The sequence below is a fragment of the Pseudomonas anguilliseptica genome (assembly GCF_021375795.1).
Lineage (GTDB): Bacteria > Pseudomonadota > Gammaproteobacteria > Pseudomonadales > Pseudomonadaceae > Aquipseudomonas > Aquipseudomonas anguilliseptica_A.
Genome location: NZ_JAEIOI010000001.1, coordinates 1,436,118 through 1,462,469, shown reverse-complemented (window position 1 = coordinate 1,462,469; position 26,352 = coordinate 1,436,118). Strand labels below are relative to the sequence as shown.

Annotated in this window: 25 protein-coding genes and 1 tRNA gene; 14 read left to right on the top strand and 12 right to left on the bottom strand. The window is 61.1% G+C overall.

Annotated features, from left to right (window positions below; all coding sequences use genetic code 11):
• The first annotated feature begins 37 nt into the window (after positions 1-37).
• Complete coding sequence (locus IOD17_RS06750) at positions 38-445, top strand: DUF1499 domain-containing protein (protein WP_233684295.1); 408 nt, start codon at positions 38-40, stop codon at positions 443-445.
• 30 nt (positions 446-475) lie between these two features.
• On the opposite strand, the gene IOD17_RS06745 is transcribed toward IOD17_RS06750, so the two are convergent.
• Together IOD17_RS06745 and yegS are read right to left on the bottom strand one after the other, a co-directional pair.
• Positions 476-1,411 (bottom strand): chemotaxis protein CheV, encoded by a 936-nt coding sequence (locus IOD17_RS06745; RefSeq protein WP_233684294.1) that lies wholly within the window; start codon positions 1,409-1,411, stop codon positions 476-478.
• 151 nt (positions 1,412-1,562) lie between these two features.
• Entirely contained in the window at positions 1,563-2,459 is an 897-nt protein-coding gene (gene yegS, locus IOD17_RS06740; protein ID WP_233684293.1) for a lipid kinase YegS, read from the bottom strand.
• A gap of 181 nt (positions 2,460-2,640) precedes the next feature.
• Between yegS and IOD17_RS06735 the strand changes: the two genes are divergently transcribed.
• Entirely contained in the window at positions 2,641-3,339 is a 699-nt protein-coding gene (locus IOD17_RS06735; RefSeq protein WP_233684292.1) for a pirin family protein, read from the top strand.
• Between the two features lie 168 nt (positions 3,340-3,507).
• Here the strand turns inward: IOD17_RS06735 and IOD17_RS06730 are convergent, their stop codons facing one another.
• Genes IOD17_RS06730 through IOD17_RS06720 form a run of 3 tightly spaced genes read right to left on the bottom strand, consistent with a single transcriptional unit; the run spans position 3,508 to position 8,269 of the window.
• Positions 3,508-5,067 carry an FGGY-family carbohydrate kinase gene (locus IOD17_RS06730; RefSeq protein ID WP_233684291.1) on the bottom strand — a complete coding sequence of 520 codons (1,560 nt, stop codon included), beginning with the start codon at positions 5,065-5,067 and terminating at the stop codon, positions 3,508-3,510.
• A complete protein-coding gene (locus IOD17_RS06725; protein ID WP_418904250.1) occupies positions 5,064-6,674 on the bottom strand; it encodes an FAD-dependent oxidoreductase in 1,611 nt (536 codons plus the stop codon). Before IOD17_RS06725 ends, IOD17_RS06730 begins: the two co-directional genes overlap by 4 nt.
• Positions 6,674-8,269, bottom strand: coding sequence for an FAD-binding oxidoreductase (locus tag IOD17_RS06720; protein ID WP_233684289.1), 1,596 nt, complete (start codon positions 8,267-8,269; stop codon positions 6,674-6,676). The genes IOD17_RS06725 and IOD17_RS06720 overlap by 1 nt, the downstream gene beginning before the upstream one ends.
• Positions 8,270-8,394: 125 nt before the next feature.
• On the opposite strand from IOD17_RS06720, the gene IOD17_RS06715 reads away from it, so the two are divergent.
• Positions 8,395-9,417, top strand: coding sequence for an AraC family transcriptional regulator (locus IOD17_RS06715; protein WP_233684288.1), 1,023 nt, complete (start codon positions 8,395-8,397; stop codon positions 9,415-9,417).
• Positions 9,418-9,461: 44 nt separating this feature from the next.
• Here IOD17_RS06715 and glp read toward each other — a convergent pair whose 3' ends face one another.
• Complete coding sequence (gene glp / locus IOD17_RS06710; protein WP_233684287.1) at positions 9,462-10,676, bottom strand: gephyrin-like molybdotransferase Glp; 1,215 nt, start codon at positions 10,674-10,676, stop codon at positions 9,462-9,464.
• Positions 10,673-11,212, bottom strand: coding sequence for a molybdenum cofactor biosynthesis protein B (moaB, locus tag IOD17_RS06705; RefSeq protein WP_090248092.1), 540 nt, complete (start codon positions 11,210-11,212; stop codon positions 10,673-10,675). Before moaB ends, glp begins: the two co-directional genes overlap by 4 nt.
• A gap of 68 nt (positions 11,213-11,280) precedes the next feature.
• Between moaB and mobA the strand changes: the two genes are divergently transcribed.
• The 3 genes from mobA to IOD17_RS06690 all read left to right on the top strand — a co-directional run bounded on the left by mobA (position 11,281) and on the right by IOD17_RS06690 (position 12,376).
• On the top strand, positions 11,281-11,910 hold the full coding sequence (gene mobA / locus IOD17_RS06700) for a molybdenum cofactor guanylyltransferase MobA (protein WP_233684286.1): 630 nt from the start codon (positions 11,281-11,283) through the stop codon (positions 11,908-11,910).
• A gap of 26 nt (positions 11,911-11,936) precedes the next feature.
• Positions 11,937-12,158: a YgdI/YgdR family lipoprotein gene (locus tag IOD17_RS06695; RefSeq protein ID WP_233684285.1), complete on the top strand. Its 222-nt coding sequence runs from the start codon at positions 11,937-11,939 to the stop codon at positions 12,156-12,158.
• Positions 12,159-12,299: 141 nt separating this feature from the next.
• Positions 12,300-12,376, top strand: a tRNA-Pro gene (locus IOD17_RS06690).
• Positions 12,377-12,431: 55 nt separating this feature from the next.
• On the opposite strand, the gene IOD17_RS06685 is transcribed toward IOD17_RS06690, so the two are convergent.
• From IOD17_RS06685 to IOD17_RS06675, 3 genes are read right to left on the bottom strand one after another with little or no spacing between them, the layout of a single operon-like run.
• Positions 12,432-13,316, bottom strand: a complete 885-nt coding sequence (locus IOD17_RS06685) for a chemotaxis protein CheV (RefSeq protein WP_233684284.1) — start codon at positions 13,314-13,316, stop codon at positions 12,432-12,434.
• A 39-nt stretch (positions 13,317-13,355) separates the two neighbouring features.
• A complete protein-coding gene (locus tag IOD17_RS06680) occupies positions 13,356-13,604 on the bottom strand; it encodes a glutaredoxin family protein (RefSeq protein ID WP_233684283.1) in 249 nt (82 codons plus the stop codon).
• A gap of 50 nt (positions 13,605-13,654) precedes the next feature.
• Positions 13,655-14,812, bottom strand: a complete 1,158-nt coding sequence (locus IOD17_RS06675; RefSeq protein ID WP_233684282.1) for a DUF5610 domain-containing protein — start codon at positions 14,810-14,812, stop codon at positions 13,655-13,657.
• Positions 14,813-15,073: 261 nt separating this feature from the next.
• Between IOD17_RS06675 and IOD17_RS06670 the strand changes: the two genes are divergently transcribed.
• On the top strand, positions 15,074-16,363 hold the full coding sequence (locus IOD17_RS06670; protein ID WP_233684281.1) for an OprD family porin: 1,290 nt from the start codon (positions 15,074-15,076) through the stop codon (positions 16,361-16,363).
• A 72-nt stretch (positions 16,364-16,435) separates the two neighbouring features.
• Here the strand turns inward: IOD17_RS06670 and IOD17_RS06665 are convergent, their stop codons facing one another.
• Positions 16,436-17,644: an ammonium transporter gene (locus tag IOD17_RS06665; protein ID WP_233684280.1), complete on the bottom strand. Its 1,209-nt coding sequence runs from the start codon at positions 17,642-17,644 to the stop codon at positions 16,436-16,438.
• Positions 17,645-18,020: 376 nt separating this feature from the next.
• On the opposite strand from IOD17_RS06665, the gene IOD17_RS06660 reads away from it, so the two are divergent.
• The 7 genes from IOD17_RS06660 to IOD17_RS06630 all read left to right on the top strand — a co-directional run bounded on the left by IOD17_RS06660 (position 18,021) and on the right by IOD17_RS06630 (position 25,904).
• Positions 18,021-18,338, top strand: a complete 318-nt coding sequence (locus tag IOD17_RS06660; protein ID WP_233684279.1) for a DUF883 family protein — start codon at positions 18,021-18,023, stop codon at positions 18,336-18,338.
• A gap of 11 nt (positions 18,339-18,349) precedes the next feature.
• Complete coding sequence (locus IOD17_RS06655) at positions 18,350-18,733, top strand: phage holin family protein (RefSeq protein ID WP_233684278.1); 384 nt, start codon at positions 18,350-18,352, stop codon at positions 18,731-18,733.
• On the top strand, positions 18,730-19,086 hold the full coding sequence (locus IOD17_RS06650) for a hypothetical protein (protein WP_233684277.1): 357 nt from the start codon (positions 18,730-18,732) through the stop codon (positions 19,084-19,086). The genes IOD17_RS06655 and IOD17_RS06650 overlap by 4 nt, the downstream gene beginning before the upstream one ends.
• Before the next feature lie 73 nt (positions 19,087-19,159).
• Positions 19,160-20,323 carry an EAL domain-containing protein gene (locus tag IOD17_RS06645; protein ID WP_233684276.1) on the top strand — a complete coding sequence of 388 codons (1,164 nt, stop codon included), beginning with the start codon at positions 19,160-19,162 and terminating at the stop codon, positions 20,321-20,323.
• 76 nt (positions 20,324-20,399) lie between these two features.
• The gene (locus IOD17_RS06640; RefSeq protein WP_233684275.1) at positions 20,400-21,731 is read left to right on the top strand and encodes a deoxyguanosinetriphosphate triphosphohydrolase; all 1,332 of its coding nucleotides are present in this window, start codon (positions 20,400-20,402) and stop codon (positions 21,729-21,731) included.
• A gap of 3 nt (positions 21,732-21,734) precedes the next feature.
• Positions 21,735-22,811 (top strand): FUSC family protein, encoded by a 1,077-nt coding sequence (locus IOD17_RS06635; RefSeq protein WP_233684274.1) that lies wholly within the window; start codon positions 21,735-21,737, stop codon positions 22,809-22,811.
• Positions 22,812-22,946: 135 nt separating this feature from the next.
• A complete protein-coding gene (locus IOD17_RS06630) occupies positions 22,947-25,904 on the top strand; it encodes an HD domain-containing phosphohydrolase (protein WP_233684273.1) in 2,958 nt (985 codons plus the stop codon).
• 63 nt (positions 25,905-25,967) lie between these two features.
• Here the strand turns inward: IOD17_RS06630 and IOD17_RS06625 are convergent, their stop codons facing one another.
• Entirely contained in the window at positions 25,968-26,309 is a 342-nt protein-coding gene (locus IOD17_RS06625) for a YggL family protein (RefSeq protein WP_233684272.1), read from the bottom strand.
• Positions 26,310-26,352 lie beyond the last annotated feature (43 nt).

The following is a 26,352-nucleotide window of genomic DNA, read 5'->3' as shown; positions in this document are numbered from 1 at the left end:
ACGAGCAACCCACCGCGCTCACAAGCCTGTGTTGAGCGTGCCGCTGTTGGTCGTGCTGAGCGCCTGTAGCGGCACGCCACCGGATAACCTGGGGCTGCACGACGGCCGCCTGAGTGCCTGCCCGGACTCACCGAACTGCGTCAACAGCCAGGCCAGCGACCCACGCCATGCCATTGCCCCATTGCCCTTGAAGGGCTCGCCCGAACAGACTCAGGCGCAGCTCAAGGCCGTGCTGGGCAGCGAGCCACGCGTGCGTCTGGTGGAGGAAACGCCGGGTTATCTGCGTGCGGAGTTCAGCAGCCGGCTGATGCGCTTTGTCGACGATGTGGAGTTCAAGATCGGCGCAACCGCCGTCGACGTACGTTCGGCGTCACGCCTGGGCTATAAGGATTTCGAGGTCAACCGTGAACGCATCGAACACCTTCGCCAGCGCCTGAGCGAATAGCTGCAAGGGGCGCCGGCGTCGTATCCGCGCTTATTCGTCAGGATGCAGCAGGGCTAGACGCTCGCGTACCACATCCACCAGTTTGTCCGGCTGAAACTTGGACAGGAAACTGTCGCAACCCACCTTCTTCACCATGGCCTCGTTGAAGCTGCCGGACAGCGAGGTGTGCAGGACTACGTACAAATCCTTGAGACGCGAGTCATTGCGAATTTCCGTGGTCAGGCGGTAGCCGTCCATCTCCGGCATTTCCGCATCGGTAATCACCATCAGCAGTTTTTCGTGCACATCCACGCCGGAATCGGCCCAGCTCTTCAGTAAGTTCAACGCCCGCAAGCCGTCACTAGCCGAATGGCAACGCACGTCCAGTTGCGCCATGGTGCCCTTGAGCTGGCTCATGGCTACGTTGGAGTCATCCACCAGCAGCACTTCACGCCCGCGTGCGTACTCAAGCAGCGGGTCGGCGAGTTTTTCCGGAGATACCTTGGTGCTCATCGGGCTGATTTCTGCCAGCACCTTCTCCACATCGATGACTTCGACAATCTGATCCTCGACCTTGGTGATCGCAGTCAGGTAATGCTGCCGCCCTGCCCCGCCCGGCGGTGGCAGGATGGACTCCCAATTGAGGTTGAGGATGCGCTCGACCCCACCGACCAGGAAGGCCTGCACCGAGCGGTTGTATTCGGTGACGATGATGGTACTGCGTTCATCCGGCACAATCGGGCGCATGCCGATGGCCTGGGACAGGTCGATCACCGGCAAGGTCTGCCCGCGCAGGTTGACCACCCCACAGACAAAGCGATGGCGCTGCGGCATCAGGGTCAGCTTGGGCATCTGCAGGACTTCCTGCACCTTGAACACGTTGATCGCAAACAACTGCCGGCCTGTCAGGCGGAACATCAGAATTTCCAGGCGGTTCTCGCCCACCAGCTGGGTGCGTTGGTTCACTGAGTCGAGAATGCCGGCCATCATGCGCTCCTGTTTACTTATCGATCTAGCCTAGCTCAAATAGCCATGACCTGATGTATCGGCCATATGCCGCGCATCTGAAGGTGGATGGCGCAGCGCCATCATGCGATAAGCGCACGACGTAGACCAGCCAGATGGCGTATTAACCGGGTTATTCCTGCAATAACGGCGACTGGACTGGCAAATGCACACGCAAGGCAGCCGGTAAGGCCACAAAGCGCAGCTGACGGCTTTCCATGGGCTCACCATCGAGGTTAAGGTCCAGACCTTCCGGGGCTTCCACCTCCAGCCAAGGCACACGCGCACTCATCGCGACACTCTGCAGACCATTGATACCGCCGGATAGTAGTGTGCCCAGAGTGCCCACCACATCAGTGGCCGCCGGCACGATGCAGACATCCAGCAAACCATCATTGACCTGAGCCTGCGGACAAAGCACATGCCCGCCACCGGCCTGACGTCCGTTGCCAATGCCGAGGGCAAGAAACTCACCCTCCCATTGGAAATCCGGCCCCGCAAAGCGGCCAAAGGATGAACGCACCTCGGCAAAGCGGGTCAGCCCCGTGAGGAAATACGCCGCACCGCCGAGCACCCGCTTGAGCTCTTCCGAGGTATTTGCGGTGACATTGGAGCCAAAACCGCCGGTGGCCATATTGAGGAACACCTGGCCGTCGACTTCGCCCAGATCAATCGGTTGTGCCGGCTCATCCAGCAAGGCCAACGCCGCCTGCGGTTCAAGCGCAACACCGGCGGCGCGGGCAAAATCATTGGCGGTGCCCAGTGGCAACAGCGCCAGACTAGCCTGGGTTTTGGCCAGCGCCATGGCTTCGGCCACATCACGCAGGGTGCCGTCGCCGCCACCGGCAATCAGCGTTGGATAGCCCGCTGCCAGGGCTTCATTGACCAGGCGCTGGGCATCACCAGCTTCCCAGGTGACTCGCACATCCAGCTGCCAACCCTGCGCACGACGCACCTCTACAGCAGTACGCACTTCGGCATTGAGGGCCTGTTTGCCGTGCAGGATCAGCAGCGCTTTACGTTCTTGCATTCCCGATATCCTCATCACGCTTTAGTCGACACACAGTGCAGTACCCGGTCTAAATATCGATTTAATCGATAATTAAATCCAAAAATTACGCATTTTTAATCACATTGATTTATTGGATGATCTGTTCATCGCCAACCAACACTGCAGCCAAAAGCCGGTGTTTATCTATGAGGATATGCAGATGATCGAAGTACGCCCCTTCGCCGAGCTCGGCGGTGCCAATCATGGCTGGCTGAATGCCCGTCATCACTTTTCCTTTGCCGAATACTATGACCCGGCGCGTATGGGCTGGGGGCCGCTGCGGGTGTGGAACGATGATGAAATTGCTCCGCACACGGGCTTTCCGACTCATCCGCATCGCGACATGGAAATCATCACCTATGTACGCCAAGGGGCCATCACCCACAAGGACAACCTGGGTAACCATGGCCGTACCGAAGCCGGTGATGTGCAGGTAATGAGCGCCGGTACCGGGATTGCCCATAGCGAATACAACCTCGAAGACACCACCACCAAGATTTTCCAGATCTGGATTCAGCCCAACCAGTCAGGCCTACCTCCGTCGTGGGGCGCCAAACCGTTCCCCAAAGGTGAACGTGCCGGCGCGTTTGTCACTCTGGCCAGCGGCTATGCAGAGGATAGCGACGCTCTGTCGATCCGTAGCAACGCGCGGATGGCTGCCGCCACTCTGAAAGCGGGACAAAGCACCGAGTACCCGACTGGTGCGGCGCGCAAAGCCTATCTGGTAGCGGCCAGCGGCAGCATCGAAGTCAACGGCGTCAGCGCCCAGGCTCGTGATGGCGTGGCAGTCAGCGATGTGGACGTGATCCGCGTGACGGCCATCGAAGATAGCGAAATCATCTTGGTGGATGTGGCCTGACCCGCCATAGCAGAACCTGTCCAAAGGCTCGCGAGCTAGAGTCCTGCAAGGCGCTACGTTAGTAACAGCCTCCGGCTGGTCAAAACAGGCGAGGACGCGGAGTGTACTTTTGTACATGAGCATTCCGAGCCTGTTTTTAACGCAGCAGGGCCGACGCGCAGCAGCTTTTTACGCTGGATAGCCGGTAATTTTGCGAATGGTCTGATACAGCGGTTTAAGCTGCTTATACATGCGCTGATAAACCTGGGTGTACAGCTGCTGATAGGTGCGCTGCGCCTCAGGATTGGGCGTGAATACGTCACCTACGCGGGTCATGGCTTTGATCGCAGTCGGGTAATCCGGATGTAAACCCAAGCCCACCGCGCAGTTGATCGCCGCCCCCAGACCACTGGTTTCATACAGATGCGGACGCTCGGCCGGCAGGCCGAAAATATCGGCGGTCAGCTGCATGGCCGCATCGCTCTGCGAGCCGCCGCCGGAGACGCGCAGGCGGGTGATGCGCGTGCCCGAGCGCTTCTCGATCTTTTCCTTGCCCTGACGCAGGGCATAGGCCAGCCCTTCCAGAATCGCCCGGTAGATGTGCGCGCGGGTGTGCACGTCGCCAAAGCCGATGATCGAACCCTTGGCCTCCAACCCTGGTTCACGAATGCCCGGAGACCAGTACGGCTGCAGCATCAGGCCCATGGAGCCAGCCGGTACGCTGTTGACCAGCTCATCAAACAGCGCCTCAGGCTCGACGCCCAGCTCCTTGGCCCGCTGCATTTCGCGCAGACCAAATTCTTTTTTGAACCAACTGACCATCCAGAAACCGCGATAGATCATCACCTCGGTGTTGAAGTGATCAGGAATCGCCGACGGGTATGGCGGGATCAGCGGGATGGTTTCCAGGTACTTGCTGCGTGTGGTGTTGATGGTCGCCGTGGTGCCATAGGACAGACAGGCCGTTGTCGGCTCCACGCCGCCTGCACCAAGCACCTCACAGGCCTTGTCAGCACCAGCAGCAATCAGCGGCAAGCCTTCGGGAATCCCGGTATGCCGGCTGGCCGCCGCCGTGATATGACCAAGCATCTCGCCCGGCTTGCGTAATTCCGACAACTGCTCGCGGCGCACCGGCATGGCCTGCCATTTCCAGTCGCCGGGTTTGGCCCACTGCAGGCGTTTGTAGTCGAATGGCAGGTAAGCCACGCAACTGGTCAACGAGTCGACAAACTGGTCGCACAGCCGATGGGTGAGAAAGCCTGAGAGCAACAGCACCTTGTGGGTCTTGGCCCAGATGTCCGGCTGGTTTTGCGCGATCCAGTTGACCTCGGCCTGGGCGCGAAAATGATCCACCGTGGCCTGCACCCCGGCGATCTTGAACAGCCAGCCCCAGGGGCCCTTGATCGGCCCACGCACCTCGGCCTGACGCTGATCGAGCCAGAGCATGGCAGGACGCAGTGGTTGGCCTTGCGCGTCGACATTGATCAGGCTGCCGCGCTGGGTAGTCAGCGATACGCCCTTGATTCGACTGCGGTCGATATCCACCTGCTGCCACAGCTGCGCACAGGCCTCGCCGAGGCTGGCCCAGTAGTATTCCGGGTCCTGCTCGGCCCAGCCGGGCTGCTTGGAGTAATAGGCCTCAAGCTCCACCTTACCCTTGGCGAGCAGATTGCCCTGAAGATCGAACAACAGCGCCCGAATGCTCTGGGTGCCATTGTCGATGGCCAGCAGATAACTTTTCTCGCTCAAGACGCCGTCCTTCCTCGTGATCCATGTTCCACCGGCAGGCTGTAGCAACGCTGCCAGAGTTGCAGATACGCCTGTTCTTCCTCTTGCCAGCGCGCGTCATCCCACCCCAGGCGGGCCTGACACAGCGCACGGATAAGCGGCAGTTCGGCCGCCGCGCCGCACGCCAGCAGCAGGCCCAAACGTGTGCGGCGCAGCAGCAGGTCATCCAGGTGCAGCACCAGCTCCTGCTCGGCCGCCCAGGCCAGCTCGGCCCACAGCGTGTCCGTGCCGGCCACCTGCTCGACACCCAGTTCATCGACCAACGCCAGCACCTGCGGCAGCGCCCGGCCGTAACGACCAATCAGGCGTTTCTGCTGAGCCGGGCTTAACTGCGACATCGGCTGACGCGCCACGGCGGCAAAGGTCGCCGCGCCCTGATCATCCACACTGCGCCCGACCATCGGTGCGCAGGCCTGCAACACTTCCAGCGCCAGCAGGCGGAAGGTGGTCAGCTTGCCGCCGGCCAGGGTCACGCAGCCGGGCTCGATCCACAGCGCATGCTCGCGTTTCTCATCCGAAGGTTTGCGCCCCGGTGCGCCATCGCTGACCACCGGACGCACGCCAGCCCAGGTCGACAGCACATCCACTGCCTTGATCTGCGCCGCAGGAAACTGCTGAGCGCAGGCATCCAGTAAATACGTAACCTCATCCGAGCTGATCCGCGCCTCCTCGGCTAGCGGTGCCGGGTGATCGAGATCGGTGGTGCCAATTACCGTCGCGCCTTCCCAGGGGAAGACAAACACCGGGCGCTTGTCCGCCGCATGCATAAAGCTGAACGCATGCGCCACCGGCAAGCGCCAGGCCGGCAGCAGCAGGTGGCTGCCACGCAGCGGGCGGATATGTTCCAGACCAGTCTTCTGCCGCAGCTGATCGGCCCAGGCCCCCGTGGCCTGCGCCACGGCGCGGGTTTTGAAGCCATAACGCAAGCCGCTTTCACTGTCTTCGGCAAGCAGGCCAGTGACCTGCCCGTTTTCACGCAGCAACTCGACCACGCGCATGCCGTTAAGCGCTTCGCCCCCGTCGGTGCGCGCCTCGCCCAGTACACGCTGCACCAGCCGTGCGTCGTCGGTTACCGCATCGAAAAACCGTGTGCCGCCGAGCAGGCCATCTTCTTTGATACCCGGCGCCAGATATCGCAGTTGCTGCAGCGGGTAGTACAGATGATTGCGCTTGCCGGCCAGGGCGTCGTACACCGCCAGCAGCCCACCGAAAACCCGAGGGCCGGGAAAGCCGCCCTGGTAGTGGGCTATGATAAAACTCAAGGGATCGACCAAGCCCGGCGCCTCCTGCAGCAGACGCTGGCGCTCGCGCACCGAATCACGAGTCAGGCCAAACTGGCCCTTGGCGATATAGCGCAATCCGCCATGCACCATCTTCGAGGAACGGCTGGACGTACCCCAGGCAAAGTCGCGCTGCTCCAGCAACAGGCATTTCCAGCCGCGCCGCGCCGCTTCACGCAGAATCCCGGCACCGCTGATGCCACCGCCGACGACGATCAGATCCCAATCGCGTGCGGCCAGTTCGGGCAGCGCCTGTTCGCGCCAGGCGGCGTTCCAGTTGCTCATCATCAATCCTGAATCAGCACGCCTGGTGCCAGGCGCTGCTCAGGGTCGAAATGCCCGGCAAGCGCCTTGAGCGTGGCCATGCCCAGTTCGCCCTTCTCCACCGGCAGGTAAGGCGCGTGATCACGACCAACACCATGTTGGTGGCTGATGGTGCCGCGGTTCTCGGCGATGGTCAGGCTGGCGGCATGTTTGAGCTTCTGCCAGCGCGCCATGGCCTCGGCGTAGTTCGCACCCGGACGGAACACGTAGGTGGTGTAGATGCTCGAGCCTTCGTTGTAGACGTGGGACAGGTGGGTAAACACATGCACCTGCTCGCCCTCCTCGCTCAGGCCGTTGCGCAGGCTGCTCTCGACCTTGTTCAGCAAGCTGTCGACATTGCTCCAGTCGGTGGCGGTTTCCAGGGTGTCCACCGCATAACCCGCGGCCCACAGGCCATGGCGCAGGTAGGGGAAACGGAAGCGGTTTTCTGCCCACTTTTTACCCAGCAAGGTGCCGGTAAACACCCCGCCAAAGCTTTTCAGCAGCTTCTTCGCCTGCTTCAGCGACGCGGCGTTCTGCGTGCGGCTGCCGGTGACGCCAAAGGTCAGCATGCACTTGCCGTCACGCGCGCCGCGCAGGGCCAGGTATTTCTCCAGCCAGGCGATCTGCTGTGGATGACCGGCCAGGGCCAGTTGGGTTTTGGTTTCGATGGCGTTTGACAGGCGCAGCATCGACAACGGTACGCGCGCCTGGGCCAGGCTGCGAATGGCGCTCAGTGCCTGCTGCCAGTTGGGCAGGAACACTGCATAGAAATTTTCCTGCTCGGCCAGGCGGGTGATGCGCACCTTGACCTCGGAAATGATGCCGAAGCGCCCTTCCGAGCCCATCAGCACTTCGCGCAGGTCCGGGCCTGCGGCCGAGGCCGGAAAGGTCGGAATTTCCAGGGTGCCGGCAAAGGTCTCGACCTTGCCGCCAGCAAACAGCTGCTCGATGCGGCCGTAGCGCAGCGACTGCTGGCCACTGGAACGGCTGGCGACCCAACCACCGAGAGTCGACAGCTCCCAGGACTGCGGGAAATGGCCGAGGGTGTAGCCCTGCGCACGCAACTGGCTTTCCACCTGCGGGCCATTGGCACCCGGGCCGAAGGTGGCAATCAGGCTGTCGTGGTCGATTTCGATCAGTTTGCTCATGCGCGCCAGCGACAGGGTCAGCACCGGTTTGTTGCTGGCCTGCGGGTTGATATGGCCAGCCACCGAGGTGCCGCCGCCGTATGGAATCACGATCAGATCCTGCTGGCTGGCCCAGGCCAGCAGCTCGCGTATCTGCGCGGCACTTTCCGGGTAGGCCACACCATCAGGGAATACGCCAAAATCGCCCGAGCGCATCGCCAGCCAGTCCGGCAGGCTCTGGCCACGGGCGTGACGCACACGGTCTTCGGCATTCAGACAGATCAGCGGATGAGCCTGCAGACGCGAGGCCGGCACCTGCGCCAGCACCTGCTCCAGGCTGGCATCGGCCAGCACCTGGCCAGAGCCAACCAGCTCAGCCAGAAAAGCCTCGCCATGGGCCGGCAGCTCCACCACTGTTGCGTCATCACCCCAGCCGTTCCAACGTCGCATCTGCTTCTCCCGGATATTTCAGTCACCCTCGATGGCTGCCTATACTAGCGAGCCGCGTCCAGGCGTCACTGTCGAATCGAGCCAGGCCTTATCGCCAATCAAGACATTCAGAATAAGAACAATCCATGGAAAACCTCGGCTACACCTCTGTCCCTGCCCTGCTCAAGTACCTGCGCCATGCCGAACAGCTGGGTCTGGATATCGACCAGGCCTTGGCGGCAGCCGGCATCAAGGCCGAGGAGCTGACCGACAACAGCAAGCGCATGCCCAGTGAAACCCATGAACGCCTGCTCGGCCACTTGCTGGCGGTGTCCGATGACCCGCTGTTTGGCCTGCACTGCGCGCGCTTTGTACAGCCGGGTTCGTGGAGCGTGCTGGGCTATATCACCATGAACTGCGCCACCCTCGGTGAGGCCATGAGCCGCATCGTGCCTTACGAGAAGCTGGTGGGGGATATGGGTGTCAGCCGGGTCGAGGCCGGCGCAGATCACGTTCGCCTGATCTGGACCTGTCGCCATCAGGCTGAGCCGATCCGCCGGCACATGGTGGAAAACGTACTGGCTTCGTGGTTGCTGTATGCGCGCTGGATCTCCGACTCCGACAGTTCGCCGCGGGAGGTGTGGTTCGAACACGCCCTGCCTGAAGGCGTCGATATTGCCGAGTACCAGACGATTTTCGGCTGCCCGATCCGCTTCGAACAAAGCTGCAATGCGCTGATCGTACCGCTGGAATACCTCGCGGTGCCGCTGCGTCAGGCCGATGCCAACCTGCTGCGCACCCTGGAAGAACACGCCCTGACCCTGATGGCCGGACTGGACGACAACGAGCCGCTGCCACAACGGGTAAAGAACGCCCTGCGCCTGCTGCTCAAGGATGGTTTGCCGCGCAAGGAGCGGGTGGCGGAGAAATTCAACATGACGGTGCGCACCCTGCAGCGTCACCTGCAACTGGCCGGCACCAGCTACCAGCAGATTCTCGATGAATTGCGCCAGGAGTTGGCCGAGCACTACCTGCTGCGCAGCGACTTGGCGATTCAGGATATCGCCAGCTACCTGGGCTTTACCGAATCCCGTTCATTCCACCGCAGCTTCAAGACCTGGACCGGGCAGACCCCAGGCGAATTTCGCGAGAGCAGGCGCAGTAGCTGACAACCTTGGTGGATGGGTGAAGCGCCATCCACCGCTAGGCTGACCTACCCGAGAACTTCGCTTAGGGGAATAAACCGCAGGCTATCGCCCTCGGCCAGCGTGGTGTTTTCCAACACTTCAGCAAAACCCTCAGCCCAAGCCGCGCTGCGCAGCACCCCGGAGCTCTGGTTCGGGTAAGGCACCACCCGGCCATTTTCGATACGCGCACGCAGGTATTCGCGGCGATTGCCCGGTTTGCTCCAGGTGAAGCCCGCCGGCATCGAAAAGCCCAAGGGCTCGACCCGCTGCACACCTAAACGGCGCAGCAGATAAGGCCGCGCGAGCAGGCCGAAAGTCACCAGGGTCGAAGCCGGATTACCCGGCAGGCCGATCACCGGTACGCCGCGAAACTGCCCGCAGGTCAGCGGTTTTCCCGGTTTAATTGCCAACTTCCACAGCGCCAGATCGCCCTCTTCGCGCAGGGCCATGCCAAGGAAATCCGCCTCGCCCACCGACACACCGCCGGTGGAAAGAATCAGGTCAACATCACTCAACGCAGCTAGCGCTGCGCGGGTCTGCTCCAGGTCATCGAGCAGAATGCCGCCATCCACCACCTCGCAGCCAAGACGCTGTAGCCAAGCGATCAGCACGCGGCGATTGCTGTTGTAGATCTGCCCGGGCCCGAGCGGCTGGCCCGGTTCGACCAGCTCATCCCCCGTGGACAGCACCGCCACCCGAGGTCGGCGGCGCACATTCAATTCAGCGCAACCCAAGGACGCCGCCAAACCCAGCTCAATCGGACCTAGACGCGTGCCGGCGGGTAGAACGCTATCGCCAACACGGGTTTCCTGCCCCCGGGCGCGCACGTTCTGCCCGCGCTTGAGCGGCTCGCTAAAGGCAACGCGACCATCCTCGCCGAGCACGGCGTTTTCCTGCATTTCCACAGTATCAGCGCCGGCTGGCAGCGGCGCGCCGGTGAAAATCCGCGCACAGGTGCCGGGCTGCAACGGCTGCGGCGCACTGCCGGCCTGAATGCGTTGGCTGACGACCAGCGGCTCGCCATTCCAATCGGCCAAGCGCAGGGCGTACCCGTCCATGGCGCTGTTGTCCCAGGGCGGCAGATCTAACTCGGCCAGCAATGGCTCGGCCAATACCCGGCCTGCGGCATCGCTCAGCTTGACCCGCTCGCATTCAACAATCGCGCTGGCCTCGGCCTGCGCCAGCAACCGCGCCAGCGCTGCCTCAACGGGCATCAATCCCGGCTTGTCACAGCAGCTCATCCACGGCTCTCGCAGGCGGCCACCGACTTGAGGTGCGGAACGAAATTGCACGGGCGGTGGCGGTTGTCCAGCTGCTCACCGAGAATGCCATCCCAGGCGGTGCGGCAGGCGTTGGTCGAGCCCGGCAGGCAGCAGACCAGGGTGCCATTGGCCAGGCCTGCCAGAGCGCGGGACTGAATGGTGGAGGTGCCGATATCAGGCACAGAAATCTGCCGGAACAGCTCACCAAAACCATCGACCTGTTTATCCAGCAAACAGCTCACCGCTTCCGGAGTGCTGTCGCGGCCGGTGAAGCCGGTACCGCCGGTAATCAGCACCACCTGCACCTGATCCTCGGCAATCCAGGTGGCGACCTGGGCGCGAATCTTGTACAGATCGTCTTTGAGCAAAACCCGGGCGGCGAGCTGATGGCCGGCGGCCTGCAGGCGGTCGACAAACAGTTGGCCGGAGGTGTCAGTTTCCAGGCTGCGGGTGTCGCTGACGGTCAACACCGCGATATTCAAGGGCACGAAATGTGCCTCGGCCTTGTGGTTCATGGCAGGCTTCCAGTTATGGGCGATAATGCCCGCCGTTATATCACAGGCCCGCCGCTGGAGGCTTCGCCATGCCCGTTCCCGATGCCCTGCCCGACTGCTCCGTGTTGCTGCTGGCCGGTGGTCGTGGCCAACGCATGGGCGGTGCCGACAAGGGCCTGCTTGACTGGCAGGGCCGCCCGCTGATTGCCTGGCTGCATGAGCGGGTACGCCCCTTGACCGACGATCTGATCATCTCCTGCAACCGTAACGCCGAGCGCTATGCACCCTTTGCTGATCGTCTGGTCAGTGATGAGGCAGCGGACTATCAAGGCCCACTGGCAGGCATTCGCGCTGGTCTGCGTGTGGCCCGGCATGCCAACCTGTTGATCCTGCCGTGCGATGCGCCGCAGCTAGACAACGCGCTGCTACAGGCCCTGCTGAGCCAGGCCGGCGAACGCGCGGTGGTGCTCCGTCAGGGCGAATTTCTCGAGCCGCTGTTCAGCATCATCCCCTGTACCCTGCAGGCTGATCTGGAGCGCGCCTGGCAGGCCGGAGAACGCAGCCCCCAACGCTGGTTGCGCGGCCTGGCACCGCTGACCATCAACTGCCCACCCGGTGATCCGCGCCTGGCCAATCTGAACACCCCAGAGCTGCTCGCAGCGGCGCAGCAGCTGCCTTCAGGGAACTTGGCTGACAAAAATTCGTCACACGCTGGGTAAATACCCTATCAATCAAGGAGAACCCCATGACTCAGCGGATTATTCCGGCATTGCTGCTTACCTTGGGCCTGGTCGCGCTGACAGGCTGCGCATCGCCAACGGTGATCACCCTCAATGATGGCCGCGAAATCCAGACCATCGACGAGCCACATTTCGATGAGGATTCGGGCTTCTACGAATTCGAACAACTCGATGGCAAACGCGCCAAGGTCAACAAGGATCAGGTGCGTACCCTCAAGGAGTTGTAAGTCGATATCCCTGGCGGTACATGGCAGCTTTTGCTCCGCCGCCGGGGTTCAGCCAACGCATCTGCAGCGCTTGGGCGATAGAAAAAATTAAAAGCTAACCCCTTGTGCAGTAAAACTTTTTCAGTACAATCTCGACCCATTCGGAGTGTAGCGCAGCTTGGTAGCGCGTCTCGTTCGGGACGAGAAGGTCGCAGGTTCGAATCCTGTCTCTCCGACCAGATCCCACAAAAAAGCCCGCTTGATAGCGGGCTTTTTTGTGGGCAAAAGAAAAGCCTACTGCAAGCTTTCGAATGCACACACCAAGGCTTTGCTGAGGTCGACAGTGGAGAACTTGGTCAGCACGTCGTTCGCGCCCACCGCATTGGCTTTTTCGGTGTTCATGGTGCTGTCGAGCGAGGTGTGCAAAAGCACATAGATATCACCGATATCGGGCTTTTTGCGCAACGTGCGAACCAGGTCGTAGCCATCCATTTCTGGCATCTCGATATCCGACACCAGAACCTCGATTGGTTGGCCCGCCGCATATTGTGCCTGCAACAACTCCAGCGCAGCCGCCGCACTGCGCACCATCTGGCAGTCCAGCTCAAGTTTGCGCAGGGTAATCATGGTCTGTTGCAACGCAACCTGGGAATCATCCACCACCAGTACCCGACGCCCGCTGAGCAATGCGCGCTCGCGATCGGAGAGCAATTGTTCGTCGATGTCTTCAACCAGTGCTGGAGCCAACTCGTGCAGCACTTTCTCGATATCGAGAATCTGCACGATCTTGCCGTCGATCTGTGTCACCCCAGTGATAAAGGCCGTGCGACCAGAACCGGCCGGTGGCGGGCGAACGTCACGGGTGTAGCACTGCACAATACGCTCGACGCTCTGCACATGCAGGCCCTGACGCGAGCGGCTGAGTTCGGTAACAATCAGGCAACCGTCGTGGTTGCCGGGTACGCCCTGCTCGCCAATCGCCTTGCCTAGGTCAATGACCGTCAATGCAGAGCCGCGCAAGGTAGCCACACCGCGTACATGGGGATGCCGGCTAGGCAGTTTGGTTAGCGTCGGACAAGGAATGATTTCCTGCACTTTCAGCAGGTTGATGCCCAACAGGCGGCCGCTGTGCAGACGAAACAGCAGCAGTGACAAGGCGTCACCCAGCACCATGCTCATGCGTATGTTCCCTGTAAAAGTAGCATCCCCGCCCACGCGTCAGGCATGGGTATCACGCAAGAATTCGACGATATGTTCAGCCTCGAACGGCCAGTTCAACTCAGCGCCGGTGTCGACACGGCGCAACACCGGGATGCGCAGGCCGTAGTCTTCAACCCAGTGTTCCTGTTCGGCGATATCGATCAGCTCAACCAGCAGGCCGTGCTCGACAAAGGGCATCAGCAACGCTTCTGCCACCTCACACAGGTGGCAGCCGAGCGTACCGAATAACTGACATTCCGGGAGCATCTGCGCACCTCCACTGACGACTGAAGGTGCAGTTTAGCATTGCCCCTGGCTTACACGTCTGCTGACTTACTGCTGTCTAGCGCGGGGTTGAGCAGGCTTTGCAGGCCATCGAGCAAACGGTTATTGAGCTGCTCGGCCTTATCCAGGCGCGCACTGTCGAAACGCTCATCCAGCGAGAAGCCGCCCTTGAGCAGATCCAGCAGGTTGCCCTTGGCGCTGCCCTCTTCGGCCACCTGATTGGCGCTACGCAAAGCATCAAGCAGGCCTTGGGCATAGTCGATCAGCGAGCTGTTCACCGCACTGGCCGCCTGACCGCCATCTTGGGCAACAGCGCTGTAGGCATCGGTGGCCTGGCGTACGGTGGTCTGGGTCAGGCGTAGAGACATCGACGCCAGTTGTTCGCCATCCATTTCCAGGGCCATGGCGCGGTCGAAGGCACCGGACAGATCGCCGGCATAGAACTTGTTGGAGAGGTCCTGCACCTGACTGAAGAGTTTCTCTAGCGCACCACGCTCCTCATCATCCAGTTCACCTTCAACACTGACCTGCCAGGCACCGATCTGCAGACTGCCGGACTGACTGCTGGCTACCAGCGAGCTGGTCTTGCCGTCACTGCTGGCGGCCACTGCACTCTGCGACCAGTTGGCCGAAGCCTGGGCAATGAAGATGCGCAGGCGATCACCATCACGGGTGGTCACTTGCATCTCGAAGGTTTCCGCCTTGGCGGCGAAGCGCTCGCTGTAGGCCGCTACGGCGACATTACCGGTACCAGCTGGGCTGCTCGGGTTGAAGCGTTTATCCAGAGCACTGAAGCCGTCCTGGATTTTCTGGTAAGTGTCATCGATATCGCTCGCCACTTTGCCTTGCAGCACACCCATGCCGTCTAGAATCTTGCGGGCTTCGGCAAAGCCCTTTTCCACACCACTGCGCGCCTGCTCCAGCAAGCCTTGCAGCTTGCTCGGGTCCGCGCCCGCCGCTTGCTCACTCTGCAGGCGCTGCTCGATAAAGCCCAGAATCCGTCCGGCGACCTTCTCCGGGGTGTAGTCATTGGCTTTACCCGCCAGGGCGCCGGGCTCAAGGCCAAGGCGCTCAGCCAGACGATTGGCCAAGGTGGCCTGTGCATCGGCAGCCGGATTGCGGACGGTCGGCTGGGCAGTAGCCGCAGCTGAACGGGATGGGGAGGATAGAAGTGAGGCCAGCGGGTTCATGGCAAAGTACCTGGGCGGTGTATCTGACTGGTTGACGGCCATCCAAGGGGAAACTTTAGCGCCCGCACCAAGCTAACCGATCAACGGCACAGCTCGCCTGCTAGAGCGTTTGCTTAGATGCGCCTGCGCTGCTCGTGCTGAGCTATTAGCGGGTGGGCAGACCAAAGTCTAAGGGCCACAGGCTGTCACCCCATGTTTTATTGCGCCTCGCTGTAACAGATCGGCCACAAGCCGACCCGCACACACGAGGAGCTAACAATAATGACTCAATCTCCCCTCGCCCGTGCTGTGGCCTTCGCCACACTGGGCACCTGCCTCACCCTGCCGTCGCTGGCACAAGCCGAATTTATCAAGGACAGCAAAGCCACTGTCGAAGCACGTAACTTCTACTTCAACCGTGATTTCCGCCAGACTGGCGCGGCCCAACACAAGCAAGAAGAGTGGGCGCAGGGCTTTATCCTGCGCGCAGATTCGGGCTACACCGAAGGCACCGTAGGCTTTGGTCTAGACGCCATCGGTATGTTCGGCTTCAAGCTGGATTCCGGTGACGGCACTGCTGGCAGCGGCCTGCTGGTTCCGGATCGTTCGTCCGGTGGCTCGCAGGACAACTATTCCGGCCTGGCTGTCGCAGCCAAAGCCAAAATTTCCAAAAGCACCCTGCGTGTCGGCGGTATGCAGTTCAAGAACCAGGCCATTGCCTCCAGCGACGCCCGCCTGCTGCCACAGATATTCCAAGGCGGCCATTTGCTGTCCCAGGAAATAGACGGCCTGACCCTGGACATGGGCCATGTCCGTGAAGTGAACAACCGCAACTCCAATGACTATGAAGACATCGCTCTAACGACAAGTATCAACAGTCGAACCGGTGCTATTGGTACTCGCGGCATTGCTGTTACCGGCGGCGCTACCACTGACTCGTTCAGCTTCTTCGGCGGCAGCTACAAACTCACCCCGGATCTCACCGCGGGTTACTACCACTCCAGGCTGGAGGACATGTACAAGCAGAACTCCTTCAACCTGGTGCATGTTCTGCCACTGGGCGACAAACAAACCCTGAAAACCGACCTGCGCTATGCCCGCTCAACCGATGAAAGCCGCAGCAATATTGATAACAAAGCGCTTGGCGCGATGGTCACCTACGGCATTGAAGGTCATAGCTTCGGCTTGGGTTACCAGAAGATGAGCGGTGACACCGGTTTTGCCTATATCAACGGCACCGATCCGTTCCTGCTCAACTACGTACAAATCAGCGATTTTGCCAACAAGGATGAAAAGTCCTGGCAGGCGCGTTATGACTTCAACTTCGCCAGCGTCGGTATTCCGGGCCTGACGTTTATGACCCGTTACCTGACCGGTGACAACGTCGAACTGGGCGCCAACCGCTCCGAGGGCAAAGAGTGGGAGCGCAACACCGAGCTGATGTACGTGTTCCAGGAAGGTGCTCTGAAAAACCTGGGCGTGCGCTGGCGTAATGCAACAGTGCGTTCGAACTTCGCCAACGACATCGACGAAAACCGCCTGATCGTCAGCTACACCCTGCCGCTGTTCTAAGCCTCACGGTTTAAGCGGTAGCAATAAAAAAGGCCCGGATACGCTCCGGGCCTTTTGCTTGATGCTTATTGATCAATCCTGGCTGATGGCGCCAATCTTGTGCACCGAGAGGTCAGCACCGTAGTACTCCTGCTCCTGGCTCAGGCGGATGCCGACGGTCGCTTTCAGCACACCGTACACCAGCACGCCGCCAATCAAGGCCACCACCACGCCGAGCGCAGTGCCGATAAACTGGCTGGCCAGGCTGACACCGCCCAGACCGCCGAGCATTTCCTGGCCGAAGATGCCGCAGGCAATCCCGCCCCACACACCGCACAGACCGTGCAACGGCCATACACCCAGCACGTCGTCGATCTTCCATTTCACCTGGGTTGCAGTGAACGCCCAGACGAACAGCGCACCGGCAATCGCACCGGTAATCAGCGCGCCAACCGGGTGCATCAGATCGGAACCGGCGCACACCGCCACCAGGCCAGCCAGCGGGCCGTTGTGCAGAAAGCCTGGGTCATTACGACCGACAAGCAAGGCCGCTACTGTACCGCCGACCATCGCCATCAGGGTGTTGACCGCCACCAGACCACTGACGCTGCCCAGGGTCTGGGCACTCATCACGTTGAAGCCGAACCAGCCGATGATCAGGATCCACGACCCCAGCGCCAGAAACGGAATATTCGACGGTGCAAAAGCCACCAGACGGTCGTCACGGTAACGCCCATCCCGACGCCCCAGCAGAATCACGGCGCCGAAGGCCAGCCAGCCACCCATCGCGTGCACCACCACGGAACCAGCAAAGTCATGGAAGGTGGCACCGAACTGCGCCTCCAGCCAGGCCTGCACACCGTAGTTACCGTTCCAGATCATGCCCTCGAAGAAGGGGTAGATGAAGGCCACGATCAGCACCGTGGCACACAGCTGCGGGCCGAACTTGGCACGCTCGGCGATACCACCGGAAATGATCGCTGGAATGGCCGCAGCAAAGGTCAGCAGGAAGAAGAACTTCACCAAGGCATAACCATTGCCTTCGGTCAGCACATTGGCTGGTTCAAGGAAGGTCACGCCGTAGGCGATCCAGTAGCCGACAAAGAAATAGGCCAGGGCCGACACGGCAAAGTCGGAGATGATTTTTGACAAGGCGTTGACCTGGTTTTTCTGCCGTACGGTGCCCACTTCGAGGAAGGCAAAACCGGCGTGCATGGCCAGCACCATGACCGCGCCAAGCAGAATAAACAGGGTATTGGAGCCGTGAATCAGGGTTTCCACAGCACTGTTGATGTTATCCATCTGCGAAGAAAACTCCGTCGCGGGAAAAAGCACCAAAGCGGATCACGCTGCGGAAATTACGCACCATATGGCAGCAATTACCGTATCCCGCTTAACCGACCCCAGCCCCTCACAGCACCAAGACGGTGCCGTTCAAACCTGTTATCGAAGTACTTAATCCATAGTTATTAATGAGTTATTGCTGCACCACAGCTTCCTGGCCAGACTTCCAGCAGCCCCATAACGGAGCGCATCATCAAGGGCGCGCACCAGCACAATGCAAGCGCTGTACCAGCCCTTGCCGCGCTGGCAGCATGGCAATCGGCAGAAAAAAGGAACCACTGCTCCCTGGGGGCACTCGAACCCCTACACTGTTGCCTTCCGAAGGAGAAACACCATGGCCCGTAAAACCACGACTCCCGCCAGCAAGGACCAACTGCTCGAAGAATTCCAGGCGCTGGTCAGCGACACCGAACGCCTGCTGCAGCACTCCGCCAGCCTGGCCGGTGATCAGGCCGAGGAGCTGCGCGAGCAGATACGCAGCAGTCTCGGCCGCGCCCGTGGCACCCTGCACAACGCTGAAGCAGCCCTGCACGAACGAGGCAAGGCGGCTATTGAAGCCACCGAAGGCTATGTGCAGACTCACCCGTGGCAAACCCTCGGCATTGCTGCCGCCATCGGCCTGTTGCTGGGCATGCTGATTTCCCGGCGCTAAAGAGAAACGCAATGGATGCAACACCCCCTAACCCACCGAGCCGTGGCAGTTCGCCACGGCGCTTCGCCGGTGCCTTGCTGGGCCTGCTACAAGGCCATATCGCGCTGTTCGCGGAAGAACTCAAAGAGCAGCAGAGCCATACACTGAGCCTGCTGGTACTGACCAGCCTGAGCCTGCTGTTCGGCTTGTTGTTGCTGATCGGCTTGTCCGCCGCGCTGCTGATTGCCTTCTGGGACAGCCACCGCCTGCTGGTCATCAGTGCGCTCTGCGTGTTCTATGCACTGGCCATGCTCAGTTCACTGATCACGCTCTTGCTGCGCGTACGCAATGCCCCAGCGCCCTTCAGCGCCAGCCTGGAAGAACTGGCCCGTGACCGTGAGCAACTGCTGCCATGAATCTGCCCGAACTACCGGCCAACGCCTCGCGCCGTGAGCTGCGCAAAACCCTGCTGCGCATGCGCCTGGAAATGCACCGTCAGGAGCTGCGCCACGAAGCCCTGGTGATGCTGCAACCACTGCGCCAGGCACAGCAGTTGCGCAAACACTGGCGCACCGAACTGCATGGCAGCAACGCACCACTTTGGGTCGCTGGCGGCGCCCTGTTACTGGCCACCCTGGGTATTCGCAAGGGTCATTGGCGCCGCTGGCTGCGCATTGCACTGATCGCTTTCCCGCTGTTACGGCGCCATCCGCCACGTCAGCCGGACGCTACAGCAGCCCCACATAAAGATACTGAAGCAGGGGATTAATCTGGCCACGATCTTGCTTAGTGACTTGGCTTAGCCGCCCACCGGGGCATTTGCCTGCCTAAGGAACCGTGCAGTGTTCAATGGTCAACCGCTTGCTGTTTTCCAACCCTTTATCGACACCGCCACCGGTCGTATTGCCGGCGTCGAAGCGCTGGCGCGTTTACGCAGCGATGATGGACAACTGCATTCGGCAGGCCCGCTGTTCAGTGACCCCAAAACGCCGCCAGCAGCCCTGCGCCGCCTTGACCGGCAAGTGCGCGAACACGCATTGGCAGGCTTTCATCGAGCGCCCGAGGACTGGTTCCTCAGCCTGAACATTTCCCCCCGCTGGATCAGCCGCCTGCGTCCCGAGCAGCCCCTGCCCAGTCTCAAGCAGCTCCAACACAGCGGCATCGACCCAGCGCGCATCGTCTTTGAAATCACCGAACTGGGGGGGGCCAGCGCCCGCCTGCCCGGCGTGGTGGAGCGCTATCGACAGGCAGGCGCACGGATTGCCATCGACGACTTCGGCGCCGGCTATTCGCAACTCGACCGGGTGCTGGCCCTGCAACCGGACATCCTCAAACTGGACATGCGCCTGTTCCAGCAGGCCGCCCGTGGCGGCCCCAGCAGCGAGGTGGTCAAGGCCCTGGCGCAGATGGCGGAAAAGACCGGCTGCTGGATCATTGCCGAAGGTGTGGAAACCGAAGCCGAACTGGATTTCGCCCTGGAGTGCGGCGCGCGTTACCTGCAGGGCTACCTGTTTGCCAAACCCGAGCAGGCCTTTTTCAACAGCAATGCCTTCGTCAAACGCTTTGCCCAATTGCGCGACCGCTATGTGCAGCAGAAGCTTGCCGAACGCGCCCGCCTGATGACCCTGCGCCAGCAACTCGGCGAACTGATGAACAGCTTCAAGGCCTGGATCGAAGCCGGCGCGCAGGCCGACCAGTTGCCGCAGCCACATGCCACCCCCTGGCTGCTGCGGATCTTCCAGTGCGACCGTCACGGCACCCAACTGACCGCCAACCTGGAATGGCACGACCATACCTGGCACAGCGACAGCCGCTACATCGGCCACAACTGGTCATGGCGCCCCTACTTCTATCAGCTACTGGCCGAAGGCTGGGAAGAACGACGGCTGATTCTCTCCAGCACTTATCGCGATGCCACCACCAACCAGTACTGCCTGACCGCCGGGCAATTTATCGACAACGGCAAACGCCTGCTGCTGATCGATATCGACGCCGCCGGGTTTTAGCAACACCTCGCCTTGCATCATCAGCCTAGAACCCCGAAGCTAGCTGGCAAAAGCCAGATAACGGCGAGGACAACCCTTGGATTGGCAAACCCTGCTCAACCGTGAACGACTCGGTAAACCAACACACAGCGTCGCCGAACTGGGGCGTACGCCGTTTCACAAAGACCATGACCGCATCATCTTCTCCGGCGCCTTCCGCCGCCTGGGGCGTAAGACCCAGGTACACCCTGTGTCGAGCAACGACCATATCCACACGCGCCTGACCCACTCGCTGGAAGTCAGCTGCGTCGGCCGCTCGCTGGCCATGCGTGTCGGCGAGATGCTGCGTGACGAGTTGCCAAGCTGGTGCACACCGAGCGACCTGGGCATGGTCGTACAATCCGCCTGCCTGGCCCACGATATCGGCAACCCGCCGTTCGGCCACTCCGGCGAAGACGCCATTCGCCACTGGTTCCAACAAGCCGCCGGGCGCGGCTGGCTAGATGCAATGAGCGACGCCGAACGCGGCGACTTTCTCAATTTCGAAGGCAATGCCCAGGGCTTTCGCGTGCTCACCCAGCTGGAGTACCACCAGTTCGACGGCGGCACACGGCTGACCTACGCCACCCTCGGCACCTACCTCAAGTACCCCTGGACCGCACGCCACGCCGACGCCCTGGGCTACAAGAAGCACAAGTTCGGCTGCTACCAGAGCGAGCTGCCATTGATCGAACAGATCGCCGCCAAACTCGGCCTGCCGCAGTTGGAAGAACAACGCTGGGCACGCCACCCGCTGGTCTACCTGATGGAGGCCGCAGACGACATCTGCTACGGCCTGATCGACCTGGAAGACGGCGTGGAGATGGAACTGCTCGACTACACCGAAGTGGAGGCATTGCTACTCGACCTGGTGGGCGATGACCTGCCGGAAACCTATCGCCAGCTCGGCCCGAAAGACTCACGCCGACGCAAGCTAGCGATTCTGCGCGGCAAGGCCATCGAGCACCTGACCAATGCCGCCGCCCATGCCTTTGTTGAACAGCAGAATGCACTGCTCGCCGGCACCTTGCAGGGCGATCTGGTCGAGCACATGCACGGCGCGGCCAAGCACTGCGTACAGAGCGCGAAGTCCCTGGCACGTGAGAAGATTTTCCACGACAAGCGCAAAACGCTGCATGAGATCGGCGCCTATACCACGCTGGAGATTCTCCTCAATGCCTTCTGCGGTGCGGCACTGGAGCAACACAGCGGGCGTGCGCTGTCGTTCAAGCACCGGCGCATTCTCGACCTGCTCAGCTACTACGCACCAGAACCCGGTTGGCCGCTGTATCGCTCCTTCATGCGGGTGATCGACTTTATCGCCGGCATGACTGACAGCTACGCTACTGAAATGGCCCGTGAGATGACGGGCCGTTCAAGCCCGGTATAAACCATGAGCAGCGTACTGCGACAAACCTTCAGCTGGCATGCCGGGCCTCCCGCCTGGGGCCCGGCCATGGTCGCCGGCCTGGGTTGCGCCCTACCCTTGCTGCTCGGCTTGTTCAGCGCGCATCCCGGCTTTCTCTGGGCCTCGGCCGGGGCCTTCCAGGCGGCGCAGGCCAACCCGCTGCATCGCCTGGGCATGCTGCGCATGCTGATGCTCTGCGGCCTGGGAGCCTGCAGCGCTGGTCTGGGTTTCTGGTCCGCCAGCCACCCTTATTCCAGCCTGCTGATATTCGCCCTGTTCGGTTTTCTCTTGGCCTGGTTACAACGCTTTGGCAGTGAAGCCGGCAAGCTGGGCATCGGCCTGGCCATCTGCCTGTGTCTGGGTCAGGGCCAACAAGGCCTGGGTTCGCTGAACAACCCTTACGCCATCGCCATGCTGTTTATCCTTGGAGGTCTCTGGGTGATGCTCCTGGCCTTCGGCTTGCGCGGCATGCATGGCCTGCGCATGTGGCCGTACATGCCGCGCTTCATCAGCATCTTCAAGGTGCTCAGGCGCCATGCCAAACGTCTGCCGCAGCAGAAGTGGCGCCTGCATGCACTGGGCTGCACCCTGGCGTTTGCCCTTTCCGGGCTGATCGTCAACCTGGCCGAACTGCACCGTGGCTATTGGCTGACTCTGACGGTGGTGACCACCCTGCAACTGGATTTCCAGGGCAGCCTGGTGCGCGCCGTGCAATCGATCCTCGCCAGCCTGGGCGCGGCAGCGCTGCTGATCCTGCTCGGCCACAGCCTGCAGAACCCGGCCCTGATGGTCGCCACCCTGCTGCCGCTGATCGCTCTCAGCCGCGCCCTGCAAGCCAATCATTACGGGCTGTTCGTACTGCAGACCACGGTGTGCTTCGTACTGCTGGCCGAAAGCCTGGCGCATGACTGGCAACTGCCGCAGGTGCGCCTGTTCAACAGTTTGATCGGCGTAGCCCTGGCCTTGCTGGTGGCACTGCTGGTGTATGGCCTTGAGCGCTGGCTGCAACGGCGAAACCAGCCACATACCCGCTCCAGCAGCAATCCCGGCACTTCACCGTAATGCACCGTAAAAGTGCAGCGCGCAAGCCCTGCGCAGCCCCTCCTGCCCACCTGAAAAACCTTTAACCCAGCCAGGCAAAGCCACCCAGGCTTCACTATGCTTGGCGCTGGGTTATGGCTCTTAAGGATGGGTGCAATGCAACAGAAGCCAGGGTCAAGGGAACGGCGTTTTCCTCTCCACATCCATATCAGCGTGCTGTTTACCTTGCTGCTACTGGGTTCTGGGGTGGTGCTGGGTTTCTTCAACTACCAACAGACCAGCAATATCATCCTCAGCAGCAGCGACCAACTGTTCAGCCAGATGCGCAAGGAAGTGCAGGCAGACCTGCGCAACACCTACCAACCCATCCGCTACATGATCAACCTGCTGGCGCGTAACGAGCAGATCAATGGCCGTGATCGCCATGAGCGCATGATCATGCTACCTATCTTCGCCCAGGCCCTGCGCGACAATCCCAAACTGGCGTCGATCTACGTCGGTTATGGCGATGGCGGCTTCTTCATGGTGCGCCCGCTACGCAGCCAGAAACTGCGACAGATTTTCTTCGCCCCCAAAGATGCGGCCTATCAGGTGTGGAGCATTGACCGCATCAGCGAACAGCGCCTGGATTCCGAATACCAGTTCTTCGATGCCCAATTGCAGCCCATCAGCCGCCGGCAGAACCTCAAGGAAACCTACGACCCGCGCCAACGTCCCTGGTATCAGGGCGCACAGCAGAGCGCGGAGCATTTCACCACTGCCCCCTACGCCTTCTTTTCCACCGGGGAAATCGGTACCACCATCGCCCGCAAAAGCGCCGACAGCACTGTGGTGGCCGCCGACCTGACCCTCGATGACCTTTCTGCCACCCTGGCCGAGCATCGCCTGACACCCTCCACTGAAGTGGTGCTGTACAGCCCGGACGGCAGCGCCGTGGCCTACCCGGACAGCGCACGCCTGGTCATCCCTGGAGAAACCCTGCAGCTGGCCCAGGTCAAAACACTCAGCCCACTGCTGGCCAGCTTTCTCGATCTGGGCCTGAGCGAAGATCGCCAAGGCGCCGTGCAACTGAACCAGCAACGCTGGCAGATCTCCTACACCCAGCTCAACGAGGGTGGCCCCGAGGGGCTGCGCCTGGCCCTGCTGGCACCGGAGCACGAACTGCTGGCCGATGCCTACCGCATCCGCTGGCAAGGCGCGATGCTGACTCTGGGCATCCTGCTGCTGTGCATCCCGATCGGCTGGCTGCTCTCCAATATCCTGGTCAAACCGCTGCGCATGCTGGTCGGGGAAGCCGAGGCCATTCGTAGTTTCAACTTCGACTACCCGGCCAGCGGCCGCTCCTTCGTCAAGGAGATCGACCAACTGGCAGTGTCGATGGGAAGGATGAAGGAAACGATCTCCAGTTTCCTCGACATTGCCGCCAGCCTGTCGGCAGAAACCCGTTTCGACGCCCTGCTGCGCCGGGTCCTGCGGGAAACCGTCGACCTCAGCGAAGCCAGTGGTGGCCTGCTCTATCTGCGTGATGTCAGCAGCGGTCGCCTGGAACCCCATGGCCTGTTTATCAACGAGCAGCAGCACAACCTGGAAGAACACCGCATCCCCAGCTTTGACCAAGGCGATCCCGCCACACCCAACTGGCTGGCACAAACCGTCATGGGCGGCCCCAGTGCCATCGTGGCGTTGGGCTTCGAACAGGCACAGGGGTTCCAGAGCCTGCTGCATACCCTCGACAGCCCACGTGCGCATCTGGTCTGCACCGGCCTGCACAATCGTCAGGGGCAGACCCTGGGCGTTCTACTGTTGCTGCATCGCGACACCGGCGATGAAGCTGAACTGGCCATGCTGCGCCCGGAACGCATCGCCTATGTCGAGGCAGTATCTGGCGTGGCGGCGCTGTGCATCGAGAGCCAGCGCCTGCTCGATCAGCAGAAGAAGCTGCTGGACTCTTTTATCCAGCTGATCGCCGGCGCTATCGACGCCAAGAGCCCCTACACCGGCGGCCACTGCCAACGCGTGCCGGAGCTGACCCTGATGCTGGCCCGCGCTGCGGCCGACAGCCAAGACCCGGCATTCGACACCTACCAGCCCAGCGATGAAGAGTGGGAAGCCCTGCATATCGCCGCCTGGCTGCATGACTGTGGCAAGGTCACCGTGCCCGAATACGTGGTGGACAAGGCCACCAAGCTGGAAACCATCTGCGACCGTATCCATGAGGTGCGTATGCGCTTCGAAGTACTCAAGCGCGATGCCTGGATTGCTTACTGGCAGGGTGTGAGTCAGGGCGGTGAAGCGGCCAGCCTGGCCCAGGTACGCGACGAACTGCTCGCCGCACTGGATGATGAATTTGCCTTTATTGCCCGCTGCAACCTGGGCGGCGAAGTCATGGCCGAAGCCGATCTAGAGCGCCTGCGCAGCATCGCCGCACGAACTTGGACACGCACACTGGATGATCGCCTAGGGGTGTCCTGGGAGGAGAACCTGCGCCAGTCACGCATGCCTGCGCAGCCCTTGCCGGTGCAGGAAACCCTGCTCAGCGACAAGCCCGAACACTTGATCGAACGTCCCGACAGCGAGCTGATTGCCGCCGACAACCCCTGGGGCTTCAAACTCGATGTGCCAGCCTACAAACACAACCGCGGCGAGCTGTACAACCTGGGAATCACCCGCGGCACCCTGACCAATGAAGAACGCTTCATCATCAACGGCCATATGGTGCAAACCATCCGCATGCTCAGCCACCTGCCCTTCCCGCCGCACCTGGCCAACGTTGCCGAAATCGCCGGCGGTCATCATGAAAAAATGGACGGCACGGGTTATCCAAAACGCCTCAAGCGTGAAGACATGAGCCTGCCGGCCAGGATGATGGCGATAGCCGATATCTTCGAAGCGCTGACCGCCGTGGATCGGCCCTACAAGAAAGGCAAACTGCTGTCCGAATCACTCGGCATCATGGCCGGTATGTGCAAAGGCGCGCATATCGATCCAGAGCTGTTCGGGCTGTTCGTGCGAGAGAAGATCTACCTGCAATACGCCGAGCGCTTTTTACGCCCTGAACAGATTGATCAGGTCGATGCAGCGAGCGTGCTGGCCAAGGCGGGCCTGGGCGGCTGAGGTGAGAGAGTTGAAACGGGAAAAGCAACAGGGCATGCGCGCGGCATGCCCTGTTCACAGGTTTTAAGCCTGATTGATCGCGTTGTCCGGGTACCAGACGTCGATCAGCGGGCTGGCAGTGAAGTCCACCAGCTCGTTACGGCCTTTCAGCCAGGCCTCAACGGCAGCGCGCTGCTCTTCGCTGACCGAGCCACGCTTGCCCAGGCACACCAGACCGAAGTCATCGCCGCCGACATAACCCAGGCCATTGGCGGTCATGGCGTCACGCAGAAAGTCTTCCAGGAAGGTGTCGATGGCAGCATCGCTCAGATCTTCCTTGAAGTTCAGGTTCAGCTCAAAACCCAGCTCCTGGAATTCATCCACGCAGAGTTTTTTGCGCAGACGGCGGGAACGGTTAGTAGCCATGGAACAATCCTCAAGAGTGATAACGCGCGGCACTCTAGCAGTT